The organism is Streptomyces sp. NPDC029152 (assembly GCF_055564355.1).
In genome coordinates this window covers 14,045-34,866 of sequence record NZ_JBVHWR010000011.1, presented here as the reverse complement: position 1 = coordinate 34,866, position 20,822 = coordinate 14,045, and the positions used below count along the sequence as shown (strand labels likewise).

General features: G+C 73.2%; 20 protein-coding genes. 10 read left to right on the top strand and 10 right to left on the bottom strand.

Annotated elements, in window-relative coordinates; translation table 11 throughout:
* Positions 1-115: 115 nt before the first annotated feature.
* Positions 116-1,933: a bifunctional metallophosphatase/5'-nucleotidase gene (locus ACZ4V6_RS22965; RefSeq protein ID WP_467830384.1), complete on the bottom strand. Its 1,818-nt coding sequence runs from the start codon at positions 1,931-1,933 to the stop codon at positions 116-118.
* 197 nt (positions 1,934-2,130) lie between these two features.
* Between ACZ4V6_RS22965 and mshD the strand changes: the two genes are divergently transcribed.
* Positions 2,131-3,060, top strand: coding sequence for a mycothiol synthase (mshD, locus tag ACZ4V6_RS22960; RefSeq protein ID WP_467830382.1), 930 nt, complete (start codon positions 2,131-2,133; stop codon positions 3,058-3,060).
* Positions 3,061-3,143: 83 nt separating this feature from the next.
* Here the strand turns inward: mshD and ACZ4V6_RS22955 are convergent, their stop codons facing one another.
* The 5 genes from ACZ4V6_RS22955 to ACZ4V6_RS22935 are packed head-to-tail and all read right to left on the bottom strand — an operon-like array spanning position 3,144 to position 7,647.
* Entirely contained in the window at positions 3,144-3,845 is a 702-nt protein-coding gene (locus ACZ4V6_RS22955; protein ID WP_467830380.1) for an ABC transporter, read from the bottom strand.
* The gene (locus tag ACZ4V6_RS22950; RefSeq protein ID WP_467830378.1) at positions 3,836-5,359 is read right to left on the bottom strand and encodes an ABC transporter permease; all 1,524 of its coding nucleotides are present in this window, start codon (positions 5,357-5,359) and stop codon (positions 3,836-3,838) included. Before ACZ4V6_RS22950 ends, ACZ4V6_RS22955 begins: the two co-directional genes overlap by 10 nt.
* Complete coding sequence (locus tag ACZ4V6_RS22945; protein WP_467830375.1) at positions 5,356-6,216, bottom strand: ABC transporter ATP-binding protein; 861 nt, start codon at positions 6,214-6,216, stop codon at positions 5,356-5,358. The genes ACZ4V6_RS22950 and ACZ4V6_RS22945 overlap by 4 nt, the downstream gene beginning before the upstream one ends.
* A 43-nt stretch (positions 6,217-6,259) precedes the next feature.
* A complete protein-coding gene (locus ACZ4V6_RS22940) occupies positions 6,260-7,108 on the bottom strand; it encodes a zf-HC2 domain-containing protein (RefSeq protein WP_467830372.1) in 849 nt (282 codons plus the stop codon).
* Positions 7,105-7,647 (bottom strand): RNA polymerase sigma factor, encoded by a 543-nt coding sequence (locus ACZ4V6_RS22935; RefSeq protein ID WP_403519890.1) that lies wholly within the window; start codon positions 7,645-7,647, stop codon positions 7,105-7,107. Before ACZ4V6_RS22935 ends, ACZ4V6_RS22940 begins: the two co-directional genes overlap by 4 nt.
* Before the next feature lie 775 nt (positions 7,648-8,422).
* Between ACZ4V6_RS22935 and ACZ4V6_RS22930 the strand changes: the two genes are divergently transcribed.
* The 7 genes from ACZ4V6_RS22930 (at position 8,423) to pstB (ending at position 16,597) form a co-directional block, all read left to right on the top strand.
* A complete protein-coding gene (locus tag ACZ4V6_RS22930; protein ID WP_467830370.1) occupies positions 8,423-10,675 on the top strand; it encodes an RNA degradosome polyphosphate kinase in 2,253 nt (750 codons plus the stop codon).
* Entirely contained in the window at positions 10,656-11,774 is a 1,119-nt protein-coding gene (locus tag ACZ4V6_RS22925; RefSeq protein ID WP_467830368.1) for a CHAD domain-containing protein, read from the top strand. The genes ACZ4V6_RS22930 and ACZ4V6_RS22925 overlap by 20 nt, the downstream gene beginning before the upstream one ends.
* Positions 11,775-11,799: 25 nt before the next feature.
* On the top strand, positions 11,800-12,243 hold the full coding sequence (locus ACZ4V6_RS22920; protein WP_467830366.1) for an NUDIX hydrolase: 444 nt from the start codon (positions 11,800-11,802) through the stop codon (positions 12,241-12,243).
* A 220-nt stretch (positions 12,244-12,463) separates the two neighbouring features.
* The gene (gene pstS / locus ACZ4V6_RS22915; protein WP_467830363.1) at positions 12,464-13,594 is read left to right on the top strand and encodes a phosphate ABC transporter substrate-binding protein PstS; all 1,131 of its coding nucleotides are present in this window, start codon (positions 12,464-12,466) and stop codon (positions 13,592-13,594) included.
* A gap of 127 nt (positions 13,595-13,721) precedes the next feature.
* Positions 13,722-14,735, top strand: coding sequence for a phosphate ABC transporter permease subunit PstC (pstC, locus tag ACZ4V6_RS22910; protein WP_467830361.1), 1,014 nt, complete (start codon positions 13,722-13,724; stop codon positions 14,733-14,735).
* Complete coding sequence (gene pstA, locus ACZ4V6_RS22905) at positions 14,732-15,790, top strand: phosphate ABC transporter permease PstA (protein WP_467830358.1); 1,059 nt, start codon at positions 14,732-14,734, stop codon at positions 15,788-15,790. The genes pstC and pstA overlap by 4 nt, the downstream gene beginning before the upstream one ends.
* A 30-nt stretch (positions 15,791-15,820) precedes the next feature.
* The gene (gene pstB / locus ACZ4V6_RS22900) at positions 15,821-16,597 is read left to right on the top strand and encodes a phosphate ABC transporter ATP-binding protein PstB (protein ID WP_467830355.1); all 777 of its coding nucleotides are present in this window, start codon (positions 15,821-15,823) and stop codon (positions 16,595-16,597) included.
* A gap of 203 nt (positions 16,598-16,800) precedes the next feature.
* On the opposite strand, the gene pitH is transcribed toward pstB, so the two are convergent.
* Together pitH and ACZ4V6_RS22890 are read right to left on the bottom strand one after the other, a co-directional pair.
* Positions 16,801-17,799, bottom strand: coding sequence for a low-affinity phosphate transporter PitH (pitH, locus tag ACZ4V6_RS22895; protein ID WP_467830353.1), 999 nt, complete (start codon positions 17,797-17,799; stop codon positions 16,801-16,803).
* 7 nt (positions 17,800-17,806) lie between these two features.
* Positions 17,807-18,427 (bottom strand): DUF47 domain-containing protein, encoded by a 621-nt coding sequence (locus tag ACZ4V6_RS22890; protein WP_077799272.1) that lies wholly within the window; start codon positions 18,425-18,427, stop codon positions 17,807-17,809.
* Between the two features lie 227 nt (positions 18,428-18,654).
* Between ACZ4V6_RS22890 and ACZ4V6_RS22885 the strand changes: the two genes are divergently transcribed.
* Complete coding sequence (locus ACZ4V6_RS22885) at positions 18,655-19,032, top strand: metal-sensitive transcriptional regulator (RefSeq protein WP_467830350.1); 378 nt, start codon at positions 18,655-18,657, stop codon at positions 19,030-19,032.
* 14 nt (positions 19,033-19,046) lie between these two features.
* On the opposite strand, the gene ACZ4V6_RS22880 is transcribed toward ACZ4V6_RS22885, so the two are convergent.
* Both ACZ4V6_RS22880 and ACZ4V6_RS22875 read right to left on the bottom strand, forming a co-directional pair.
* Positions 19,047-19,226 (bottom strand): hypothetical protein, encoded by a 180-nt coding sequence (locus tag ACZ4V6_RS22880; RefSeq protein ID WP_467830348.1) that lies wholly within the window; start codon positions 19,224-19,226, stop codon positions 19,047-19,049.
* Positions 19,227-19,294: 68 nt separating this feature from the next.
* Complete coding sequence (locus ACZ4V6_RS22875; protein ID WP_467830919.1) at positions 19,295-20,182, bottom strand: SCO4651 family lipoprotein; 888 nt, start codon at positions 20,180-20,182, stop codon at positions 19,295-19,297.
* Between the two features lie 88 nt (positions 20,183-20,270).
* On the opposite strand from ACZ4V6_RS22875, the gene ACZ4V6_RS22870 reads away from it, so the two are divergent.
* The gene (locus tag ACZ4V6_RS22870) at positions 20,271-20,444 is read left to right on the top strand and encodes a hypothetical protein (protein ID WP_467830345.1); all 174 of its coding nucleotides are present in this window, start codon (positions 20,271-20,273) and stop codon (positions 20,442-20,444) included.
* Positions 20,445-20,822 lie beyond the last annotated feature (378 nt).

Genomic DNA, 20,822 nt, shown 5'->3' with positions numbered 1-20,822 from the left:
GCCCCCGGCGGCGACCGACGGGTGTCCCCGGTCCCCTGTGCCGGGACGCCGACGGGGCCCGGCGCCCGCGTTCCGTGCGGACACCGGGCCCCGTCGGCGTGACCGGTGCCCGTGCCTACTTCACGACCGTGATCCGGTCGGCGGCCGGCGGGGCGAGGGGGTTCGCCGCCGAGGAGTTGGCCGTCAGGTACTGCACGAAGGCCGCCAGGTCGTCCGTGCCGACCAGTTCGTCCGTGCCCCGGCCCAGCGTGGTGAAGCCGTCGCCGCCGCCCGCGAGGAAGCTGTTCGCCGCGACGCGGTAGGTGGCCGCCGGGTCGATGGGCGCGCCGTTCAGGCGGATGGAGCCGGTGACGACCCGGTCGGCGCCCGACCTGGTCAGGTCCAGGGTGTAGGTGAGGCCGGAGGAGACCTGGAGGATCTTCGGGGCGGCCTCGTTCGAGCCGCTGACCTGCTCCTTCAGGACCTGGATCAGCTGGGCGCCCGTGTAGCTGCGCAGGTTCACCGTGTTGGCGAAGGGCTGGACCGTGAAGCCCTCGGCGTACGTCACCACGCCGTCGCCCTCACCGGCCTTCGCCGCGTACGTGAGCGGCGCCCGGATGCCGCCCGGGTTCATCAGCGCCAGGTCGGTCTCCGGGTCCAGCGACCTGCCGTAGGCCAGTTGCGCGTCGGCGACCAGGTCGCCGAGGGGGGACTCGGTGCCGGTGTTGCCGATGTCACCGGAGATGTAGCCGACGGGGCGGTTGCCGATGGGGGCGGCCAGGGTGTTCCACCGGTCGATCAGGCGGGTCATGTCCGGTGCCTTCGGGACGTCCCGCGTCACCACGTGGTTCGCCGACTGCACGGCCGTACGGACGATGTCACCCGTCGCGCGGTCGTAGGTCAGCGTCGTGTCCGTGTAGAGGCGGCCGAAGGACGACGCCGACGTGACCATGCGGGGCTTGCCCGCCGGGTCGGGGATCGTGCAGACGTACGCGTTGTGGGTGTGGCCGGTGACGAGCGCGTCCACCTGGGGGGTGACGTTCTTGGCGATGTCGACGATCGGTCCGGAGATGCCGTCGCCGGCGCCCGGGGAGTCGCAGTCGTAGTTGTAGGAGGACGAGGCCGGGAAGCCGCCCTCGTGGATGAGGGCCACGATCGACTTCACGCCCTGGCGCTGGAGCTCCTTGGCGTACTTGTTGATCGTGGCGACCTCGTCCTCGAACCGCAGGCCCTTCACGCCGTCTGCCGAGACGATGTTCGGGGTGCCCTCCAGGGTCACGCCGATGAAGCCGATCTCGACACCCTTCTGCTTCCACACCCAGTAGGGCTTGAGGAGGGGCTTGCCGGTCTTCTCGTCCAGGACGTTCGCGGTGAGGTAGGGGAAGTCGGCGCCCTCGAACTCCTTGTCCGTGTAGCAGCCGGCGGTGGGGTGGCAGCCGCCGTTCTGCAGGCGGGCCAGCTCCCTGGCGCCCTCGTCGAACTCGTGGTTGCCGACGGACGTCACGTCGAGGTCCAGCTTGTTCAGCGCCTCGATGGTCGGCTCGTCGTGGAAGAGGCCCGACAGCAGCGGGGAGGCGCCGACCATGTCGCCGCCGGCCGCGGTGATGGAGTACGGGTGACCCTTGCGGGCCTGGCGCAGGTGGGTGGCGAGGTACTCCGCGCCGCCCGCGTCGATCGTCTTCGCCGTGCCGTCCGGCTGGACCTCGGTGACCCGGCCGGAGGAGCCGGCGGGGGGCTCCAGGTTGCCGTGCAGGTCGTTGAAGGAGAGGAGCTGGACGTCCTGGTAGCGGCCGTGTCCGTGACCGCCGTGGGCCTGGTGGCCCCCGTCCGCGTTCGCCGACGCCGGCAGTGCCGCCGCGGCGAGCGCCCCGGTGGTCACGACGGTGGCGGCGACGAGGAGACGGGCCGTCCGGCGTCTGCGGCGCGGTTGGTGCGAGTGTGCTGTGGCTGGCATGCGCCCCCCTGTGGGTGTGCGTGACACGGGCCGCAGAGGAAACGGCCCGCCGGCGCGACAGCCTAGGGTCAACGCGCGTAGCGCGACAGGGGGTTCCGGGTTACATCGTGGTCTACCTTCCGTTCTCCCCGCGGCCCTCCCCCGCGGTCTCCGCCACTACCGCCGCTTTCCCGCGCCCTCCCTCTACCCTCGTACGCATGACCAGCGACGACACCCTGCGGCCCGGCCGCTCCCGTTCGATCGAGACCCTCACCACCCTCACCCCGGAGCAGACCGGCGCCGTCCTCGCCCTGCTCGCCGACGCCGCCCGCAACGACGGGCAGCAGGCCGTGTCCGAGCAGGGGCGGCTGCAACTGCGCGGTCCGGCGCGGGAGGGCGTCTCGCACCTGCTGCTCACCCTCGACGGCGGCGAACTCGTCGGCTACGCCCAGCTGGAGGGCACGGACCCGATCGAACCCCCGGCCGCCGAACTGGTCGTCCACCCCTCGCACCGGGGGAGGGGCCACGGGCGGGCGCTGGGCTCCGCACTGCTCGCGGCCTCCGGCAAGCGGCTGCGGATCTGGGCGCACGGCGGCCACTCCGCCGCCCGGCACCTCGCGCAGGTGCTCGGGCTGACCCTCTTCCGCGAACTGCGTCAGATGCGCCGCCCGCTGGCCGGCCTCGACCTGCCCGAACCGCGGCTGCCCGAGGGCGTGAGCGTACGCGCCTTCGTACCCGGCCAGGACGACGCGGCCTGGCTCGCCGTGAACGCCGCCGCCTTCGCCCACCACCCCGAGCAGGGCGCCCTCACGCAACGGGACCTCGACGACCGCAAGGCCGAGGCGTGGTTCGACCCGGCGGGGTTCTTCCTGGCCGAACGCGGGGGCGAACTGATCGGCTTCCACTGGACGAAGGAGCACGCCGAGGAACGGCTCGGCGAGGTGTACGTCCTCGGCATCCGCCCCGACACCCAGGGCGGCGGCCTGGGCAAGGCCCTGACCACCATCGGCCTGCGGCACCTGGCGGAGCGGGGCCTGCCCACGGCGATGCTCTACGTCGACGCCGACAACAAGGCGGCCGTGTCCGTCTACGAACGCCTGGGCTTCGTCACCCACGAGACGGACCTGATGTACCGCACGGAGACGTGAGCCGCCGCCGGCGCGCCACCCCGCCGGGGGAGGCTTCCCGGGCGCGCCGGACGCCCCGCGCGACCGGGCCCGCGGGGCACGCCCTACGGACCGTGCGCGCCGCCCCCGCCGGGTGCGCCGCCCGGGCCGGACGTGGCCGGCGCGCCGACGGCCCGCCTCCGCCCGCGCCGGCCCACCGGCTCCGGCCCGCACACCGCCCACACCGCGGCGGCCGCCGCCGACAGCACCGCCCACCGGTCGTGCGCCGCCGGCCACCGCGGGTCGTCCGGCACCACGAACAGCGCCCAGTCCTCCGGTGCCAGCAGGGGCGCGAGGACGGCCACGACCAGCAGGGCCGCCGAGACGGCCGGACCGGGGCGCGGTTCGTCCGTCAGACGCACCACCGCCGCCGCACCGGCGAGCGCCGCCGCGCACACCGCCCCGGCCTCCAGGGTGATGTCGCCGGCCGGAGGCCGGACGCCGGAGGGGGTGAGCAGCAGCACCGCCGCCCACCACAGCGCGGCGAGCGGGGCGACGAGGACCACCCGCAGTGCCTGCCGCAGGGGACGCCGGGTCGGTACGGGCGCGGTGAGGTGCCGGGCCCGGTCGTCCAGCAGGAAGACCAGGCCGAGCGCGCCGGCCAGGGCGACGCCCCGCAGCAGGGTGAGCGCCTGCCAGGGGGTCGGTTCCGCGCCCGCCAGCCTCGGCGTCCCGGCGAGCAGCAGCCCGAGGGCGCCGGCGGAACCCAGGGCCCGCCACGGCAGGGTGCGCCACACGGGGCCGGCCAGCGCGCGCGTCACTCGCACGAGTCCGTCTCCTCCGGCCCGGCCACGCCCAGCAGACCGGCGGCCTCGGCCGTCGTGATCCCCGGGGAGGTCAGCTCGTCCCAGTGCGCCTTCACCCGCTCGGCGACGCCGGGAGCGGGCTCTTCGAGCAGCCGCCGTACGACGTCGGTCTGACCCGCCGTCATGGTCAGCGGATCGGTCGGTGACAGGACCACCGCGGACCCCTCGACGCTGTCGTCGAGACGGACACGGCGCAGGGCGCCCACCGGGTCGTCCTGCCAGCCGAGGGAGAGCCACATGACGGTGACCATCCGCCCGTCGCACACCGTGCTCCCCGCCTGCTCGCTGCCCGCGACCAGCACGGAGGCGACGGCGGTGGAGAACTCCGGGACCCGGTTGCCGCCCCAGGCGTTGCCCACGGTCACCTGGTGCGGTGCGGTCAGCGGGGGGATCGCGGCGTCGCCCCCCGGCCCGTACCGGACGTCCATCCGCTGCCGTACGACGAGCCGCCGGCCGTGCGCGGTGCCGCCCGCGAGGGACTGGACGTGGTCCACCACCCCGGCCCAGGTGCGCGTCCGGGGCTCCCACTCGGGGAACGCGCAGTACGCCGACCGGCCGTGCTCGACGCAGGTCTGCTCCTTCTCCGGGTTCACCGAGACCCGCTCGCGGGCCGCGGCCAGCTCCGGTGACGGATCCACGCCCTCGGCCTGCAGGACACCGCCGGTCACCGCCAGGGCGAGGGCCAGGACGGCCCCCGCCCGGACGGCCGGTCCGCGTCCCCCGGCGGCCAGCACCGCGAGGAGGGCCACGCACAGGGCCGCGCCGGCCAGGTACAGCGCGTGCCAGGCGGCGGGCCGCCCCAGCAGGTCGGAGGGCAGGGTGGTGGTGCCGGACTCGACGACGACCGGGGCCAGCCAGGACAGGCCGTCCGCGTTCCCCGGGCCCGTGCCGAGGACGAACGTGAACAGCAGGCAGACCACCAGCAGCGGCGCGGCGAACGACGCCCGCACCACCCGGGCCAGCAGCACCCCGAGCGCACCGAACAGCAGCACCGTCAGCGGACCGACGAGCAGCTCGGCCGGCGAACCGCTCCCTGTCGCACCCGGCTTGGACGCCTCCCAGGCGAACTGCCCGGCCACGCACACGGCGGTGAGCAGCGCGGCCGCCACGACGGACAGCACGTGCGCCGCCGTACGGCGCCAGGGCTCGACGACCAGGATCGCGAACTGGTTCTCCGTGCCGTGGCGCGCGGAGCGCAAGGCGGCGAAGTCGGCGGACACCAGGACGGCGAGACCCACGAGCAGGGGCCCGCCCTGGGTGGCGCGGTCGGCGTCCTGGAGGGCGGGGTACCCGTCCCAGGAGTCGCGGGTGCGCCACACGATCCAGGCGACGTGGGCGACGAAGGCGACGACGACGGGGACGCTCAGCAGCAGCCGGCGGGTCTCGAACCGGGCGAGGGCCAGCACGGCCCGGGCACCGCCGCCGCGCGGCCCGGCGTCCACGGCGGGCGGGGCCACCGTCGGCGGGGCGCTCATGCGGCCACCCCCGCACCGGCGCCGTCGAGGGTCAGCAGGTAGCCGTCCTCCAGCGTGGGTTCGAGCAGTTCGGCGCCGGGGGGCGGGTCGCCCACGTTCCGGAAGGAGCCGGTCCCCGTGCGCCACCCGGCCTTCGCGTGCGGATCGCGTTCCGTACCGCTCCACACGCGCCCGGCGGCCCGTGCGGTCAGCTCGGCCGGGGTCCCGTCGAACCGCACGGCCCCCGCGGCCATGACGAGGACCCGGTGGCAGAGCATCGCCACGTCCTCGGTCTGATGGGTGGACAGCAGCACGGTCCGCCCCTCCCCCGCCCCGGCGATCAGTTCCCGGAACCGCATCCGCTGTTCGGGATCGAGCCCGACCGTCGGCTCGTCGAGGACCAGGAACCCGGGGTCACCGACGAGCGCCGCCGCGAGTGCGACCCGCTGCCGCATGCCGCCGGACAGCTTCCTGATCCGCTTGCCGCGGACGTCGGCCAGGCCGACCTCGTCCAGGACGCGCCGCACCTCGCGGTGCCGGCCGGCCCGGTCGGTCAGCTCCTTCAGGATCGCGACGTAGTCGACGAACTCGAAGGCGGTGAAGTCCGGGTGGAAACCGGGGGTCTGCGGCAGGTACCCGAGCCGCCGCCGCACCTCCTGCCGTCCCCGCGCGGTGCCCGGGTCGTGCCCCAGCACGGTGAAGGAGCCCCGGTCGGCGGGCACGGCGGTCGCCAGCACGCGCAGCAGCGTGGTCTTCCCGGCCCCGTTGGGCCCGAGCAGCCCCGTGACGCCCGGCGTCAGCCGCAGCGACACCTCGTCCAGGGCCCGGGTGCGCCCGTAGTACAGGCTGAGCCCGGAGGCGGAAACGGTGGGGGTCATGCGCCACTCCCGTACAGAGATCGACAGAGGAAGGAAGAAGGACTCACGCGGCACCCCGCGCAAAGACGTCGAACCGGTCGCGGAACAGGACGAGCAGCCCCGTCCCCAGCACGGCCACGGCCGCGGACACGCCCTGCCCGGCCGCGGTGAACGGCGCCAGCGGACCGTCCCCGGCGGCCTGCGCCGCGTCCGCGGCGAACAGCACCCCGCCCCACGCCCCGGCGACCACCGAGGGCGCGACCACCGGTCCCAGCCGGGGCGTCAGCGCCAGCCCGGAGGCGGTGAGAGCGAGCGCGGGCAGCAGCCAGGCCAGCGCGCGCAGCCCGTATCCCGGCAGGGTGAGCGTCGCGAGGCCGTTGACGCCGAGAGCGACGGCCAGGACGGCGACCGTACGGATCATCAGCAGCCGGAAGCCGTGCATCGGCGAGACGACCGCCATCTCGTACGTCGGGTCCAGCGCGGGCCCGTAGGCGAGCGCCACCCCGGCCAGCGGCAGCAGCGGCGCGAAGGCGAGGAAGAGCGTGGGCCTGTCGGTGACGCCGGACGCGAGGGCGACGCCGAAGGTCGTCACCAGCACGGCGACGACCGCGGCCAGCCAGGAACGGCGCAGCACGGGCGTGGCCGCGAGCAGTCGCGCGGTGTGGTCGGCGGCCCCGCACCGCACCAGCAGGCCCTCGAGCCACCCCGGACGGGGCGCGTCCAGCTCGGCGTCGAGCCGCTCCCACCCCGCCTCCAGGGCGGCGGCGTCACTCACCCCGGCGAGGACACCCCGGCACCGCGCGCAGGAGGTCAGGTGGGCATCGGCGGACCAGAGCGCGGGCGCCGCGAGCTCGCCACGGGCGTACGCCCGCAGGTCGTCCTCGTCCACGTGCCAGCCGTTCTCGCTTCTCATGCCAGTGCCTCCCGCAGCTGCCGGCGGGCCCGCATCGCCCGCGTCTTGACCGTGCCCGGCGGGATGCCGAGCAGGACGGCCGCCTCGCGGGTGGTCAGCCCGTCGATGACCGTGGCCTGGAGCACCGCGCGCAGCTCCGGCGAGAGCCGGACCAGCGCACCGGCGAGATCCCCGTGCTCGACGCCGGCGAGCACCCGCTCCTCGGCGGACGCCTCGTCCCGGTGCCGCAGGCGGGCCAGCGCCTGCCGCAACCGCCCCCGGGCGCCGTCACCGCGCAGCGCGTCGACCAGCCGCCGGGACGCGATCCGCCACAGCCAGCCGGCCACGTCCCCCTCCTGCCGGTAGCGCGCGCTGCCCCGCCACACCGCGAGGAACGTCTCCTGCACGACGTCGTCGACGACGCCGGCGTCGGCGCAGCGGCCGCGCATCCGGGCGGTCAGCCAGGGGGCGTACCGCCGGTACAGCTCCTCGAAGGCACGCCGGTCGGCGTCCGCCGCGACGGCCCGCAGCAGCTCGCCGTCGGTTCTCGTTTCGCTCACGTCTCCTCATCGGACGAGCCGGACGGTCCGGTTCACGGGACCACGACGGAATTTTTCGACGGGTGCGGGGGGTGCAGCGGCCCGGCGTTCACGGGTGTCCGGGGCGGGGGTGGGTCGCGCGCCCGGCGCTACGGGGTGCCTCCCCCACTCTCGGCTTCGCTCGAGCGGGGGGACCCCCACCGCCCACCCGTGCCGCCCCTGGGGGTACCTCCCAGGCCGTTCAGGCACTGGGGGAGGCACGACTGCCCGCAGCGGCGGCGGCACGGCGACCGCCCGCAGCCGGGACGGCGGCGCACGGCGGCTGCCCGCAGCTACGCGAGGACGGCGGGTCAGTCGCGTACGGCGGGAAGGGGACGTGTCGGGGGGTGTCCGCCCGCAGCGGTTGGCGCGTCAACGCCCCGTCTGTTGGTCAGTACCCGATTCCGCGCCGTTCCGAGGACGGACACCCCCCGGCGCGGCCCCGCCCCACAGACCACCGAAGGCGCTACGCGCACCCCCACCGAAGCCGCACAGGCGCCGCAGGCATCCGCGCACCCCCACCGAACCCGCACAGGCGCCGCAGGCATCCGCGCACCCCACCACACCCGCACAGGCGCCGCAGGCACCCCGCACCACCACCGGAGGCCCCCCGCTATCCCACACGTCATGTCCCCGTAACCATCGATTCAGACAGCCTTGCAACCCTCGCCGAATGAAACCGACCGCGCCACCAGGAGCAGAGCATTCCGCGCCCTCCGACGCGCCTGTCCTGCACGCGGCGCGGAAGAATGAGTTCATGAGGCAGCCGAACCCCCAGGCAGAGGTCCAGCACCCGCAGCCCTCCGTGGGCTCCATCGCCGCGCACCGCCCGCACACCGTGGCCGCGACCGTCTCCGACCTGGAGCCCGACATCGACGCGGACCTGGACGCGTACGAGGAGTCGCCGGCGCCCGGCACCGACGGCGCCGACGCGGGCACCGCCCTGCCCCAGGGCCGCTTCCTGGACCGCGAACGCAGCTGGCTCGCCTTCAACGAGCGCGTCCTCGAACTCGCCGAGGACCCGAGCACCCCCCTCCTCGAGCGCGCCAACTTCCTCGCGATCTTCGCCAGCAACCTGGACGAGTTCTTCATGGTCCGCGTCGCCGGTCTGAAGCGCCGCATCGCCACCGGCGTCGCCACCCGCTCCGCCTCCGGCCTCCAGCCCCGCGAGGTGCTGGAGATGATCTGGGCCCGCTCCCGCGAGCTCATGGCCCGGCACGCCGCCTGCTTCCACGAGGACGTCGCCCCGGCCCTCGCCGACGAGGGCATCCACCTGGTCCGCTGGAACGAACTGGCGGAGAAGGAGCAGGCCCGCCTGTTCACCCTCTTCCGGCACCAGATCTTCCCCGTCCTCACCCCCCTCGCCGTCGACCCGGCCCATCCCTTCCCCTACATCTCGGGCCTCTCCCTCAACCTCGCGGTCGTCGTCCGCAACCCGGTCACCGGCCACCGCCACTTCGCCCGCGTCAAGGTCCCCCCGCTGCTCTCCCGCTTCCTCGAAGCGTCCCCCGGCCGCTACGTCCCCCTCGAGGACGTCATCGCCGCCCACCTCGAAGAACTGTTCCCCGGCATGGAGGTCCTGGAGCACCACGCCTTCCGCCTCACCCGCAACGAGGACCTGGAGGTCGAGGAGGACGACGCCGAGAACCTCCTCCAGGCCCTCGAGAAGGAGCTCATGCGGCGCCGCTTCGGCCCGCCGGTCCGCCTGGAGGTGGAGGAGTCCGTCGACCGGGAGGTCCTGGACCTCCTCGTCCGCGAACTGAAGATCGGCGAGGCGGAGGTCTACCCCCTCCCCGGCCCCCTGGACCTCACCGGTCTCTTCCGCATCCACAGCCTCGACCGGCCGGAGCTGAAGTACCAGAAGTTCATCGCCGGCACCCACCGCGACCTCGCCGAGGTCGAGTCGGCGTCGCCGCCGGACGTCTTCGCCGCCCTGCGCAGCCGCGACGTCCTGCTCCACCACCCGTACGACTCGTTCTCCACCTCCGTGCAGGCCTTCCTGGAGCAGGCGGCGGCCGATCCGGACGTCCTCGCGATCAAGCAGACGCTGTACCGCACCTCCGGCGACTCCCCGATAGTCGACGCGCTCATCGACGCGGCCGAGTCCGGCAAGCAGGTCCTCGTCCTGGTCGAGATCAAGGCCCGCTTCGACGAGCACGCCAACATCAAGTGGGCCCGCAAGCTGGAGGAGGCCGGCTGCCACGTCGTCTACGGGCTGGTCGGCCTGAAGACCCACTGCAAGCTGTCCCTGGTCGTCCGCCAGGAGGGCGACACCCTCCGCCGGTACAGCCACGTCGGCACGGGCAACTACCACCCGAAGACGGCCCGCCTCTACGAGGACCTCGGTCTGCTCACCGCGGACCCGCAGGTCGGCGCGGACCTCTCCGACCTGTTCAACCGCCTCTCCGGCTACTCCCGCCGCGAGACCTACCGCCGCCTGCTCGTCGCGCCCAAGTCCCTGCGCGACGGCCTGGTCTCCCGCATCCACAAGGAGATCCAGCACCACCGCGCCGGCCGCCCCGCCTATATCCGCATCAAGGTCAACTCGATGGTCGACGAGGCCGTGATCGACGCGTGCTACCGCGCGTCCCGGGCGGGCGTCCCGGTCGACGTGTGGGTGCGCGGCATCTGCGCGCTGCGCCCGGGCGTGGCGGGCCTGTCGGAGAACATCCGGGTCCGTTCCGTCCTCGGCCGCTTCCTGGAGCACTCGCGCGTCTTCGCCTTCGGCAACGGCGGCGAGCCCGAGGTGTGGTTCGGCAGCGCCGACATGATGCACCGCAACCTCGACCGCCGTATCGAGGCACTCGTCCGGGTCACCGACCCGGCCCACCGGGCGGCCCTCAACCGGCTGTTGGAGACCGGCATGTCCGACGGCACCGCCTCCTGGCACCTCGGCCCGGACGGCGAGTGGACCCGGCACGCGACCGACGCGGACGGCCAGCCCCTGCGCAACGTCCAGGAGATGCTCATAGACGCCCGGAGGCGCCGGCGTGGCACAGCAACACCTTGATCCGACGAACTCCCTGACCGGACCGGCCGGCCCGGTGCCCGTGGAGGCCCTCGCGAGCTACCTCCGCGCCCAGGCCACGGAGTTCCTCCGCGCCCTGCGCCTGCACCGCGGGTCGGGCGCGGGGACGGGCGCGAACGGTCCGGCCGCCGCGGGCTCCGTGGACGCGGCCCGTGCCCTGCGCCGCGCGGCCCGCCGCCTCAGCGGCACGCTGCACACCTACCAGCCGCTGCTCGACGCCGACTGGGCGGAGGGCATGCGCCCCGAACTGGCCTGGCTGTCCGGCACGCTGGCGAGGGAGCACGCGTACGCCTCCCGCCTGGAACGCCTGCTCCAGGCGCTGCACCGCCTGTCCGGCTCGTCGGAGCTCCCGGCACGCCGGCAGGTGGCGGCCGCGGCCGTGTCCGCGGGCCTTGCCGCGTCCCCCGCGCTCCCGCCGGCCCCCGCGCCCCCCGACCGCGGCAGCCTCACCGTGGGCGCGGCCAAGGCGGGCGCCCTGCTCGACCGCCAGCTGACCCTGGCCCGCACCCGGGCCCACTCCACCGCCCTGCAGGCCCTGGGCAGCAGCCGCTTCCACGCGGTCGCCGACAAGGTCGCGTTACTGGCCAGCGAGGTCCCCCTGCGGACGACCGCCGACGCCACCGCCGACCTCCGCCCGCTGGCCGGAGCGGCGCAGGACCGCCTCGCCGGCGCGGTGGCCGCGCTGCCCCTGGTCACCGCGGGCCACCCGTACAACGCGGAGGCGCTGGTCCACGGCCTGTCCCCGGATCCGGCGCCCCACCCGCAGGACGCCCCCTGGCACCAGGTACGCCTGCTGCTGCGGCTGCACCGGTACGCACGCGAGGTCCTGGCCGGCGAGAACGGCCCGAGCGGCGAGGACGCCCGCCTGCTCACCGCGGGCCGGGCCCTCGACCGCCACCGCGACGCGTCGGAGGCCGCCGCCGCCGCGGCCCAGGCCGCCCGCACGCCACGCATCGCCCCGGCGACGGCGTACGCCCTCGGCGTGCTCCACGCCGACCAGCGCCACGAGGTCGAGGCGGCACGGTACGCGTTCCAGCACGACTGGCAGAACAGGACCGTCCGCCCGGCACCGGCGCAGTGACCCGCGAAGGGATGGCGAGCCCCGCATGAGCACTCCCGAGGACACCACCGTCCGCGCGGCCGGCTGCGTCCTGTGGCGCCGCGCCCCGCGCACCGGCGAGCTCCGGCTCTGCCTGGTCCACCGGCCGAAGTACGACGACTGGTCGCACCCCAAGGGCAAGCTCCGGCGCGGCGAGGACCCGCTCGCCGGGGCCCTGCGCGAGGTGGCGGAGGAGACGGGGTACGCCGCGGTGCCGGGGCCCGAGCTGCCCACCGCGCGCTACCTGGCGGACGGCCGCCCCAAGGAGGTCCGGTACTGGGCCGCGGAGGCCGTCTCGGGCGGCTTCGCCCCGAACGACGAGGTCGACCGCGTCCTGTGGCTGCCGGTCGCGGCCGCCCGCGCCCGCCTGACCCACCCCAGGGACCGGGCCCTCCTCGACGCGCTGCCGGCCGCGCTGCGCCCGGGCGGGGAGGCCCCGTACGACGGGTGACCCGGAACCGCGCCGTGTCATCGGCGTAAGCATTCCGTGACCTCACCGCACCGTCCACAGGGGTTCACCCCTCGTTCATTCACGCCCATCGGCGGCTTCACCTGTTCTGCCTAATTTCGGCCTTACCCGGCACGGCCGCCCTGCGAGAACGCGCCCGTGTCACCAGTCCTCGCACGCCGCCGGAATTCAGGTCGGCGGCTCCTGGAAGGAACTCCCTCAAGTGAAGCTTCAGCGCATGAACCGGCGGGCCCTCGCTCTCGGTGCTCTCGCCGTCTCCGGCGCCCTGGCCCTCACGGCGTGCGGCTCCGACGACACCGGCGGGAACAGCAACGGCGGCGGCGCCTCCGCCACCACGCAGGCCGGCAACATCAAGTGCGACGACGCCAAGGGCCAGCTCCAGGCCTCCGGCTCCTCGGCCCAGAAGAACGCCATCGACGCCTGGGTCAAGCAGTACGTCGCGGCCTGCAAGGGCGTGCAGATCAACTACAACCCGACCGGTTCCGGCGCGGGCATCACCGCGTTCACGCAGGGCCAGACCGCGTTCGCCGGCTCGGACTCCGCGCTGAAGCCCGACGAGATCGAGGCCTCGAAGAAGGTCTGCAAGGACGGCCAGGCCATCGACCTGCCGATGGTCGGCGGTCCGATCGCCGTCGGCTTCAACGTCCCCGGCGTCGACACGCTCGTCCTGGACGCCCCGACGCTCGCGAAGATCTTCGACAGCAAGATCTCCCACTGGAACGACCCGGCGATCGCCAAGCTCAACCCCGGGGCCAAGCTCCCCGACCTCAAGATCCAGGCGTTCCACCGCTCCGACGAGTCCGGCACCACGGACAACTTCACCAAGTACCTGAAGGCCGCCGCGCCGAAGGACTGGACGTACGAGCCGGGCAAGTCCTGGGCGGCCAAGGGCGGCCAGTCCGCGCAGGGCTCCTCCGGCCTGGCCGCCCAGGTGAAGCAGACGTCCGGCGCGATCTCGTACTTCGAGCTGTCGTACGCCAAGGACGGCGTCAAGACGGTCGACGTGAAGACCGAGGCCGCCGAGCCGGTCAAGGCCACCGTCGAGAACGCCACCGCCGCCATCGGCGCGGCCAAGGTCGTCGGCACCGGCAAGGACCTCGCGCTGGAGCTGGACTACACGCCGGCCGCCGACGGCGCCTACCCGATCGTCCTCGTGACCTACGAGATCGCCTGTGACAAGGGCAACAAGGCGGAGACGCTGCCCGCCACCAAGTCCTTCCTGAACTACATCGCCTCGGAGGACGGCCAGGGCCTGCTGAAGGACGCCGGCTACGCCCCGATGCCCACCGAGATCATCACCAAGGTCCGCGAGAACATCGCGAGCCTGAGCTGACCCGAGTGCGGTCCGGCCACCGCACGGGGCCGGACCGCACCGTCCGGTGCACCGCCGCCAGGAGCCCCCGCAGGGACGGCTCCGCCCGAGCCGCCGCGTACGGCGGCTCCGCAGACCGGAGAACCCGATGGACATAACCACTGACACCCACAAGCCGGCAGCAGCCCCCCTACCCCACCAGCCCCCGGGAGCCGAGAACGGGCGCGCCACGCGCGGCGCCGTCCGCCCCGGTGACCGGATCTTCGTCGGGCTCTCCCGCGGGTCCGGCATCCTGGTGCTGGTCATCATGGCCGCCATCGCGGCCTTCCTGACGTACCGCGCCTCCCTCGCCATCAGCGAGGACGAGGCCAACTTCTTCACCAGCTTCGACTGGAACCCCAGCGGCACCCCGCCGCAGTTCGGCATCGCGGTCCTGGCCTTCGGCACCGTCGTGTCCTCGGTCATCGCCATGGCCATCGCGGTGCCGGTCTCGGTGGGCATCGCCCTGTTCATCACGCACTACGCGCCGCGCAGGCTGGGCGGCGTCATCGCGTACGTGATCGACCTGCTCGCCGCCGTGCCCTCGATCGTCTACGGCCTGTGGGGCGCGCTCTTCCTCGTGCCGCACATGGACGGGCTCTTCGGCTGGCTGGACGAGTACCTCGGCTGGACCGGCGTCTTCGAGTGGAACGGCGGAGCGCCGCGCTCGCTGCTCACCGTGGGCGTCCTGCTCGCGATCATGATCCTGCCGATCATCACCAACGTCAGCCGCGAGGTCTTCCGGCAGGTCCCGCGCATGCACGAGGAGGCCGCGCTGGCCCTCGGAGCCACGCGCTGGGAGGTCATCCGGATGTCGGTGATCCCCTTCGGCCGCTCCGGCGTCATCTCCGCCTCGATGCTCGGCCTCGGACGCGCGCTCGGCGAGACGATGGCCGTGGCCATGGTGCTCTCGCCGACCTTCGACATCGACGCCAGCCTGCTCGACCCGGGCGGCGGCACCTTCGCCCAGAACATCGCCAGCAAGTTCAACGAGGCCACCGTGATGGGCCGGGACGCGCTGATCGCCTCCGGCCTGGTGCTCTTCGTCATCACCCTGCTGGTCAACGGCGCGGCACGCCTGATCATCGCCCGCCGCAAGGAGTACTCGGGGGCCAACGCATGAGCCACGCAACCCTCACCCCCAAGAGCCGCGGCTCCCTGCGCGGCGCCACCCTGCCCCCGTGGTTCCCCTGGGCGGTCGCGGCCGGAGCGGTCGCCGCGGGCCTCGGCATCAGCGCCGCGGCCGGGCTGCACAGCAGCGTCCAGTGGGCCCTGATCGCCGTGGTCCTGTTCGTCGGCGGCACGTACGCCGTCTCGGCGCGCGTCGAGGGCGGCCGGCAGGCCAAGGACCGGGTGGCGACCAGCACGGTCTGGGTCGCGTTCCTGCTGGCCCTGATCCCGCTGCTCTCCCTGATCTGGGAGACGCTCAAGCGGGGCGTGCGGGTCCTCGACGGCTACTTCCTCACCCACTCGATGGGTGTGGTCGCCGACAGCGAGCCCGGCGGCGGCATCTACCACGCCCTCCTCGGCACCCTGGAGCAGGTCGGCCTCGCCACCCTGTTCTCCGTGCCGGTCGGTGTGCTCACCGCGATCTACCTGGTCGAGTACGGCCGCGGCCGGCTCGCCAAGGCCGTCACCTTCTTCGTCGACGTCATGACGGGCATCCCGTCGATCGTCGCCGGCCTGTTCGTCCTCAGCCTGTGGGTGCTCATCCTGGACATGGGCCCGTCCGGCGTCGCCGGCTCGTTCGCCCTGTGCATCCTGATGATCCCCGTGATCGTCCGCTCCACCGAGGAGATGCTCAAGCTCGTCCCGAACGAGCTGCGCGAGGCGTCGCTGGCGCTGGGCGTGCCGAAGTGGCGCACGATCCTGAAGGTGGTCCTGCCGACCTCGGTCGGCGGCATCGTCACCGGCGTCATGCTGGCCGTCGCCCGCATCACCGGCGAGACGGCCCCCGTGCTGCTGCTGGTCTGGGGCACCGACTTCATCAACGCGAATCCGTTCCAGGACCCGCAGGAGTCGCTGCCGATGTACATCTACCTGCAGTACGGCGCGGGCTCCGACCCGGCGTACGACCGTGCCTGGGCGGCGGCCCTGACGCTCATCGCGTTCATCATGATCCTCAACCTGGTGGCCCGCGGCATCGCCCGCTGGAAGGCACCGAAGACCGGTCGCTGAGGCCCCGGACCGAAAGAAGCAGTGATTCACATGGCCAAGCGCATCGATGTCAGCGGCCTCAACGCCTACTACGGCTCCTTCCTGGCCATCGAGGACATCTCGATGACCGTCGAACCCCGCTCGGTGACGGCCTTCATCGGCCCCTCCGGCTGCGGCAAGTCCACCTTCCTGCGCACGCTGAACCGCATGCACGAGGTCACGCCCGGCGGCCGGGTCGACGGCAAGGTCATGCTCGACGACGAGAACCTGTACGGCGCCGGGATCGACCCGGTGGCCGTGCGGCGCGAGGTCGGCATGGTCTTCCAGCGCCCGAACCCGTTCCCGACGATGTCGGTGTACGACAACGTGGCGGCGGGCCTGCGCCTGAACGGCAAGTACAAGAAGTCCGAGCTGGACGACATCGTCGAGAGGTCCCTCAAGGGCGCCAACCTCTGGAACGAGGTCAAGGACCGCCTGAACAAGCCGGGCTCCGGCCTCTCCGGCGGCCAGCAGCAGCGCCTGTGCATCGCGCGGGCGATCGCGGTGGAACCGAACGTCCTGCTCATGGACGAGCCCTGCTCCGCCCTGGACCCGATCTCCACCCTCGCGATCGAGGACCTGATCGGCGAGCTGAAGGAGCGCTTCACGATCGTCATCGTGACGCACAACATGCAGCAGGCGGCGCGCGTCTCGGACCGCACGGCCTTCTTCAACCTGGCCGCGGTCGGCCAGCCCGGCAAGCTGATCGAGATCGACGAGACGGAGCGCATCTTCTCCAACCCGTCGGTCCAGGCCACGGAGGACTACATCTCCGGCCGCTTCGGCTAGGCCGCGACCGGTCCCCTCGCGGTGCTGCATGGCGGTGCCACCGCGAGGCGAAAGGGCCCGCCCCCGAAGACCGGGGGCGGGCCCTTCACACACAGCCGTGGGCAGTCGTGCCGCAGGGCGGCACGGGCGGGCGCCGGGGGTGTTCCCGCCGGGGGAGGCACCTCGTGGCGCCGGGCCGCGCGTCCCACCCCGGCAAGGGGCGCCTACAGGAACGCCAGATCCACCAGCCAGTACGAACACGCGGCCACCACCGCGGCCGCCGGCATCGTGATGAACCACCCCAGGATGATGTTCTTCGCGACCCCCCACCGCACCGCGTTCACCCGTTTCGTGGCCCCCACGCCCATGATCGCCGACGTGATCACATGCGTCGTGGAGATCGGCGCGTGGAACACGAACGCCGACCCGAACATGATCGACGCCCCCGTCGTCTCCGCGGCGAACCCCTGCGGCGGGTCGAGCTCGATGATCTTCCGCCCCAGCGTCCGCATGATCCGCCAGCCGCCCGCGTACGTCCCGAGCGACAGCATCAGCGCACAGGCGATCTTCACCCAGACCGGGATCGGATCGCCGTAGTCCTCGACATCGGCGATGACCAGCGCCATCACCACGATGCCCATCGTCTTCTGCGCGTCCTGCAGGCCGTGGCCCAGCGCCATGCCCGCCGCCGACACCGTCTGCGCGATACGGAATCCCCGCTTCGCCTTGTGCGGATTGGCCCGCCGGAACATCCACATGATCACCGTCATGACGAGGTAACCGACGACCAGGCCGATCACCGGCGACACGAACATCGGGATGATGATCTTGTCGATCACTCCGTGCCAGTACACGGTCGTGCTGCCCGCCAGCGCCGCGCCGACCATGCCGCCGAACAGCGCGTGCGAGGACGACGAGGGCAGGCCGAAGTACCAGGTGATGAGGTTCCACACGATGGCGCCGATCAGCGCCGCGAAGAGGATTCCCATCCCCTTCGAGCCCTCGGGCGTCTCGATCAGCCCCTCGCTGACGGTCTTGGCGACCCCGGAGCCGAGGAAGGCGCCGGCGAGGTTCATCACGGCGGCCATCGCGAGCGCCGCCCGAGGCGTCAGCGCCCGCGTCGACACGGACGTCGCGATCGCGTTCGCCGAGTCGTGGAAGCCGTTGGTGTACGTGAAGAAGAGCGCGACCCCGATGGTCACGATCAGAGCGAAGGTGTCCATGGAGGGGTCAGGACTCCTTGACCGCGATGGTCTCCACCGTGTTCGCCACGTGCTCGAACGCGTCCGCCGCCTCTTCCAGCACGTCCACGATCTGCTTCAGCTTGAGCACCTCCATGGCGTCGTACTTGCCGTTGAAGAGGTGGGCCAGCAGCTTGCGGTGGATCTGGTCGGCCTGGTTCTCGAGCCGGTTGACCTCGATCCAGTACTCGGTGAGGTTGTCCATGGTCCGCAGGTTCGGCATGGCCTCGGCGGTCAGCTCGGCGGCCCGCGCGAGCACCTCGATCTGCTGGTCGACGCCCTTGGGCAGTTCCTCGACGTTGTAGAGGACGACCAGGTCGACGGCCTCCTCCATGAAGTCCATGATGTCGTCGAGGGACGACGCGAGGGAGTAGATGTCCTCGCGGTCGAACGGCGTGATGAACGAGGAGTTCAGCTGGTGGAAGATCGCGTGCGTGGCGTCGTCACCCGCGTGTTCGGCGGCCCGCATACGCTCTGCGATCTCGGCCCGGGCGGGTGCGTCCGCCCCGAGCAGTTCCATCAGGAGCTTGGAGCCCGTGACAATGTTGTCCGCGGACGCGGCGAACATGTCGTAGAAGCTCGTCTCCCTGGGGGTCAGACGAAAGCGCACGTGGGGTCCTCGGGATGCATCGGTTTCGGTCAGGCTGATGCTAGGCGCATCATCCGGCCACGGCTAACGGGCCGTCCCCCAGTGTCGCCCATGAGGCAGGGTGATGAGCAGGGGGGCGACCGGGGGCGGTGCTCCGCGCCGGATCCAAGGCTCCCCTACCCCGGAAAATTCGGTATCATATACCCACTAGGGGTATACGTCGGCAATCTGCACAACAGGAGGACGCGATGACGACCACCGAGGCCGGCGCAGGCGCGCCCTCCCCCGCCGTGGACGCGGTGGAGACGGACGGGACGGACATCGTCACGGACCACGACCGCGGCGTGCACGGCTACCACAAGCAGAAGGACGAACACCTCAAGCGCCTGCGCCGCATCGAGGGCCAGATCCGCGGCCTGCAGCGCATGGTCGACGAGGACGTCTACTGCATCGACATACTCACCCAGGTCTCCGCCTCCACCAAGGCCCTGCAGTCCTTCGCCCTGCAGCTCCTCGAGGAGCACCTGCGCCACTGCGTCGCGGACGCGGCCCTCAAGGGCGGTTCCGAGGTCGACGCGAAGGTGGAGGAGGCGACGAAGGCGATCGGCCGCCTGCTGCGCACCTGACCCGGCGGTCCCGCCTACCGGCCGGCGCCGGCGCCGCGCTCCTCGGCCACCCTCAGCACCTCGTCGATGCTCTCCAGGCTGAGCCGCTCCCGGGCGGCCGAGGCCGCGATGATCAGCTCCCCGCACAGCTCTATCTCGGCGAGCGCCACGTGGTCCTGAACTGCCGTACCGCCGACCGGAGCCACGCGCGTCACCTCGTCTCTGCCGTCACCGGCTTCCTAGAGTAGGGAGCGGCCCACGCACCGCGCATGGCACGGAAGGGCTAGTTCTTGCCGTCCGGGCCCGCGCCCGCCGCCCCCTCCGGCCCCGCGGCGATCTTCCCGGCGTAGATGTCGCCCTCCTCGGGCAGCCGTACGCGCACGGCGGCGCCGAAGTCGTAGAGCAGCGTCGTCGAGGCGACGGCCACGGTGCCCTCGCCCCGCCCGTTGGCGAAGCTGAACCGGTGCCGGACCTTGCGGATGCGGCCCGCGTCGTCGAGGTAGGCGTCGAACGGCACCTCGGCGGTGGCGAACCCCTCGGCCGCCGCGGACAGCGCCGCCCTGTTGCCGTCCGATGCCGCCCGCGCCGCCCGGGCGAGGTCGGCGGTCCCCCGGTAGTGCCGCACCTCGGTCCCCGCCACCTCGGTGCGCCCCACGTACGTCGCCGTCCGCGTGCCCCGCAGCACCTCGGCGGCGGCGAACGGGTCCGTCGCCCCGCCGGTCACCAGGTTCCCGTCGGAGAGCGTGGCGGTCGCCACCCTCACCCACTTGTCGTCGGGCACACCGGCGCCCCGGTTCTTCATGAACAGGGCACCCGGCGCCAGCAGCTCGGTGATCGGCCGGTGCCCGCTCGTGCCCGCCGGGTCCTGCGGCAGCTTCACCTTCAGCCTGCCGAGCCGTTCCCGGAAGTCGTAGACGCCCTCGCCGCGGATGGTCACCCGCGTCCCGCCACTGGCCATCTCCATGGCGGTGCGGGCCTTGGAGCTGCCGGCGGCCACCAGACGGTCCGCGGCCCGGTGCAGCACGCGGACCGGGTCACCGGAGCGGGGGTCCTGCGCGGCGGCCCCCTGTCCGGAGCACCCGGTCGCGGCCAGCCCCACGCCGACCACGGCCCCGACGACGGAGGCCGCCCCCGTCTTCCTGCCCCGCCGCTCCCTCTCCCGCCCGACCATCGCCACCTACCCCAGCCGACACGGCCCTTCCCGGGCCCCCTGTCGTCCCGGCTAACGACGGGCGGGCGACCCCGGTAACGTTGTGGCCGTGGCTCAGCAGGACGCTCGTGAAGCTCCCCAGGACATCCCGGAACACCGCACCACCACGGTCGAACAGGGCGCCTTCTGCACGGCCCGCTGCACCTGCGGCTGGCGAGGCCCGGCCCGCAGGGCCAGGAGCCAGGCCCGCACGGACGCGGCGTCCCACGCCACCTCCCGCTAGGGGGCCGTCCGGATCGTGCCGGGGGCGCGGGGCCCGGCACGCGCATCCGCGGCGTCGTCGTCGGCCGCAAGGCACCGTTGCCCGGAGCCGGCCCGATCCGCACGCCGCCCCCGGCCGCGGGCGGCGTGCATGGCCGGCCGCGCCCGCCCGGCGCCCGCGCACACACCCCGCGCCCGCCCGGCGACCCCGCGCCCGGCCCGTCACCGTGCCCCGGCGCGCACAGGCCCCGCGCCCACCAGGCCGGACACCCGGTCGGCCCAGTCCGGCGTGCATGGCCGGCCGCGCCCGCCCGGCGACCCCGCGCCCGGCCCGTCACCGTGCCCCGGCGCGCACAGGCCCCGCGCCCACCAGGCCGGACACCCGGTCGGCCCAGTCCGT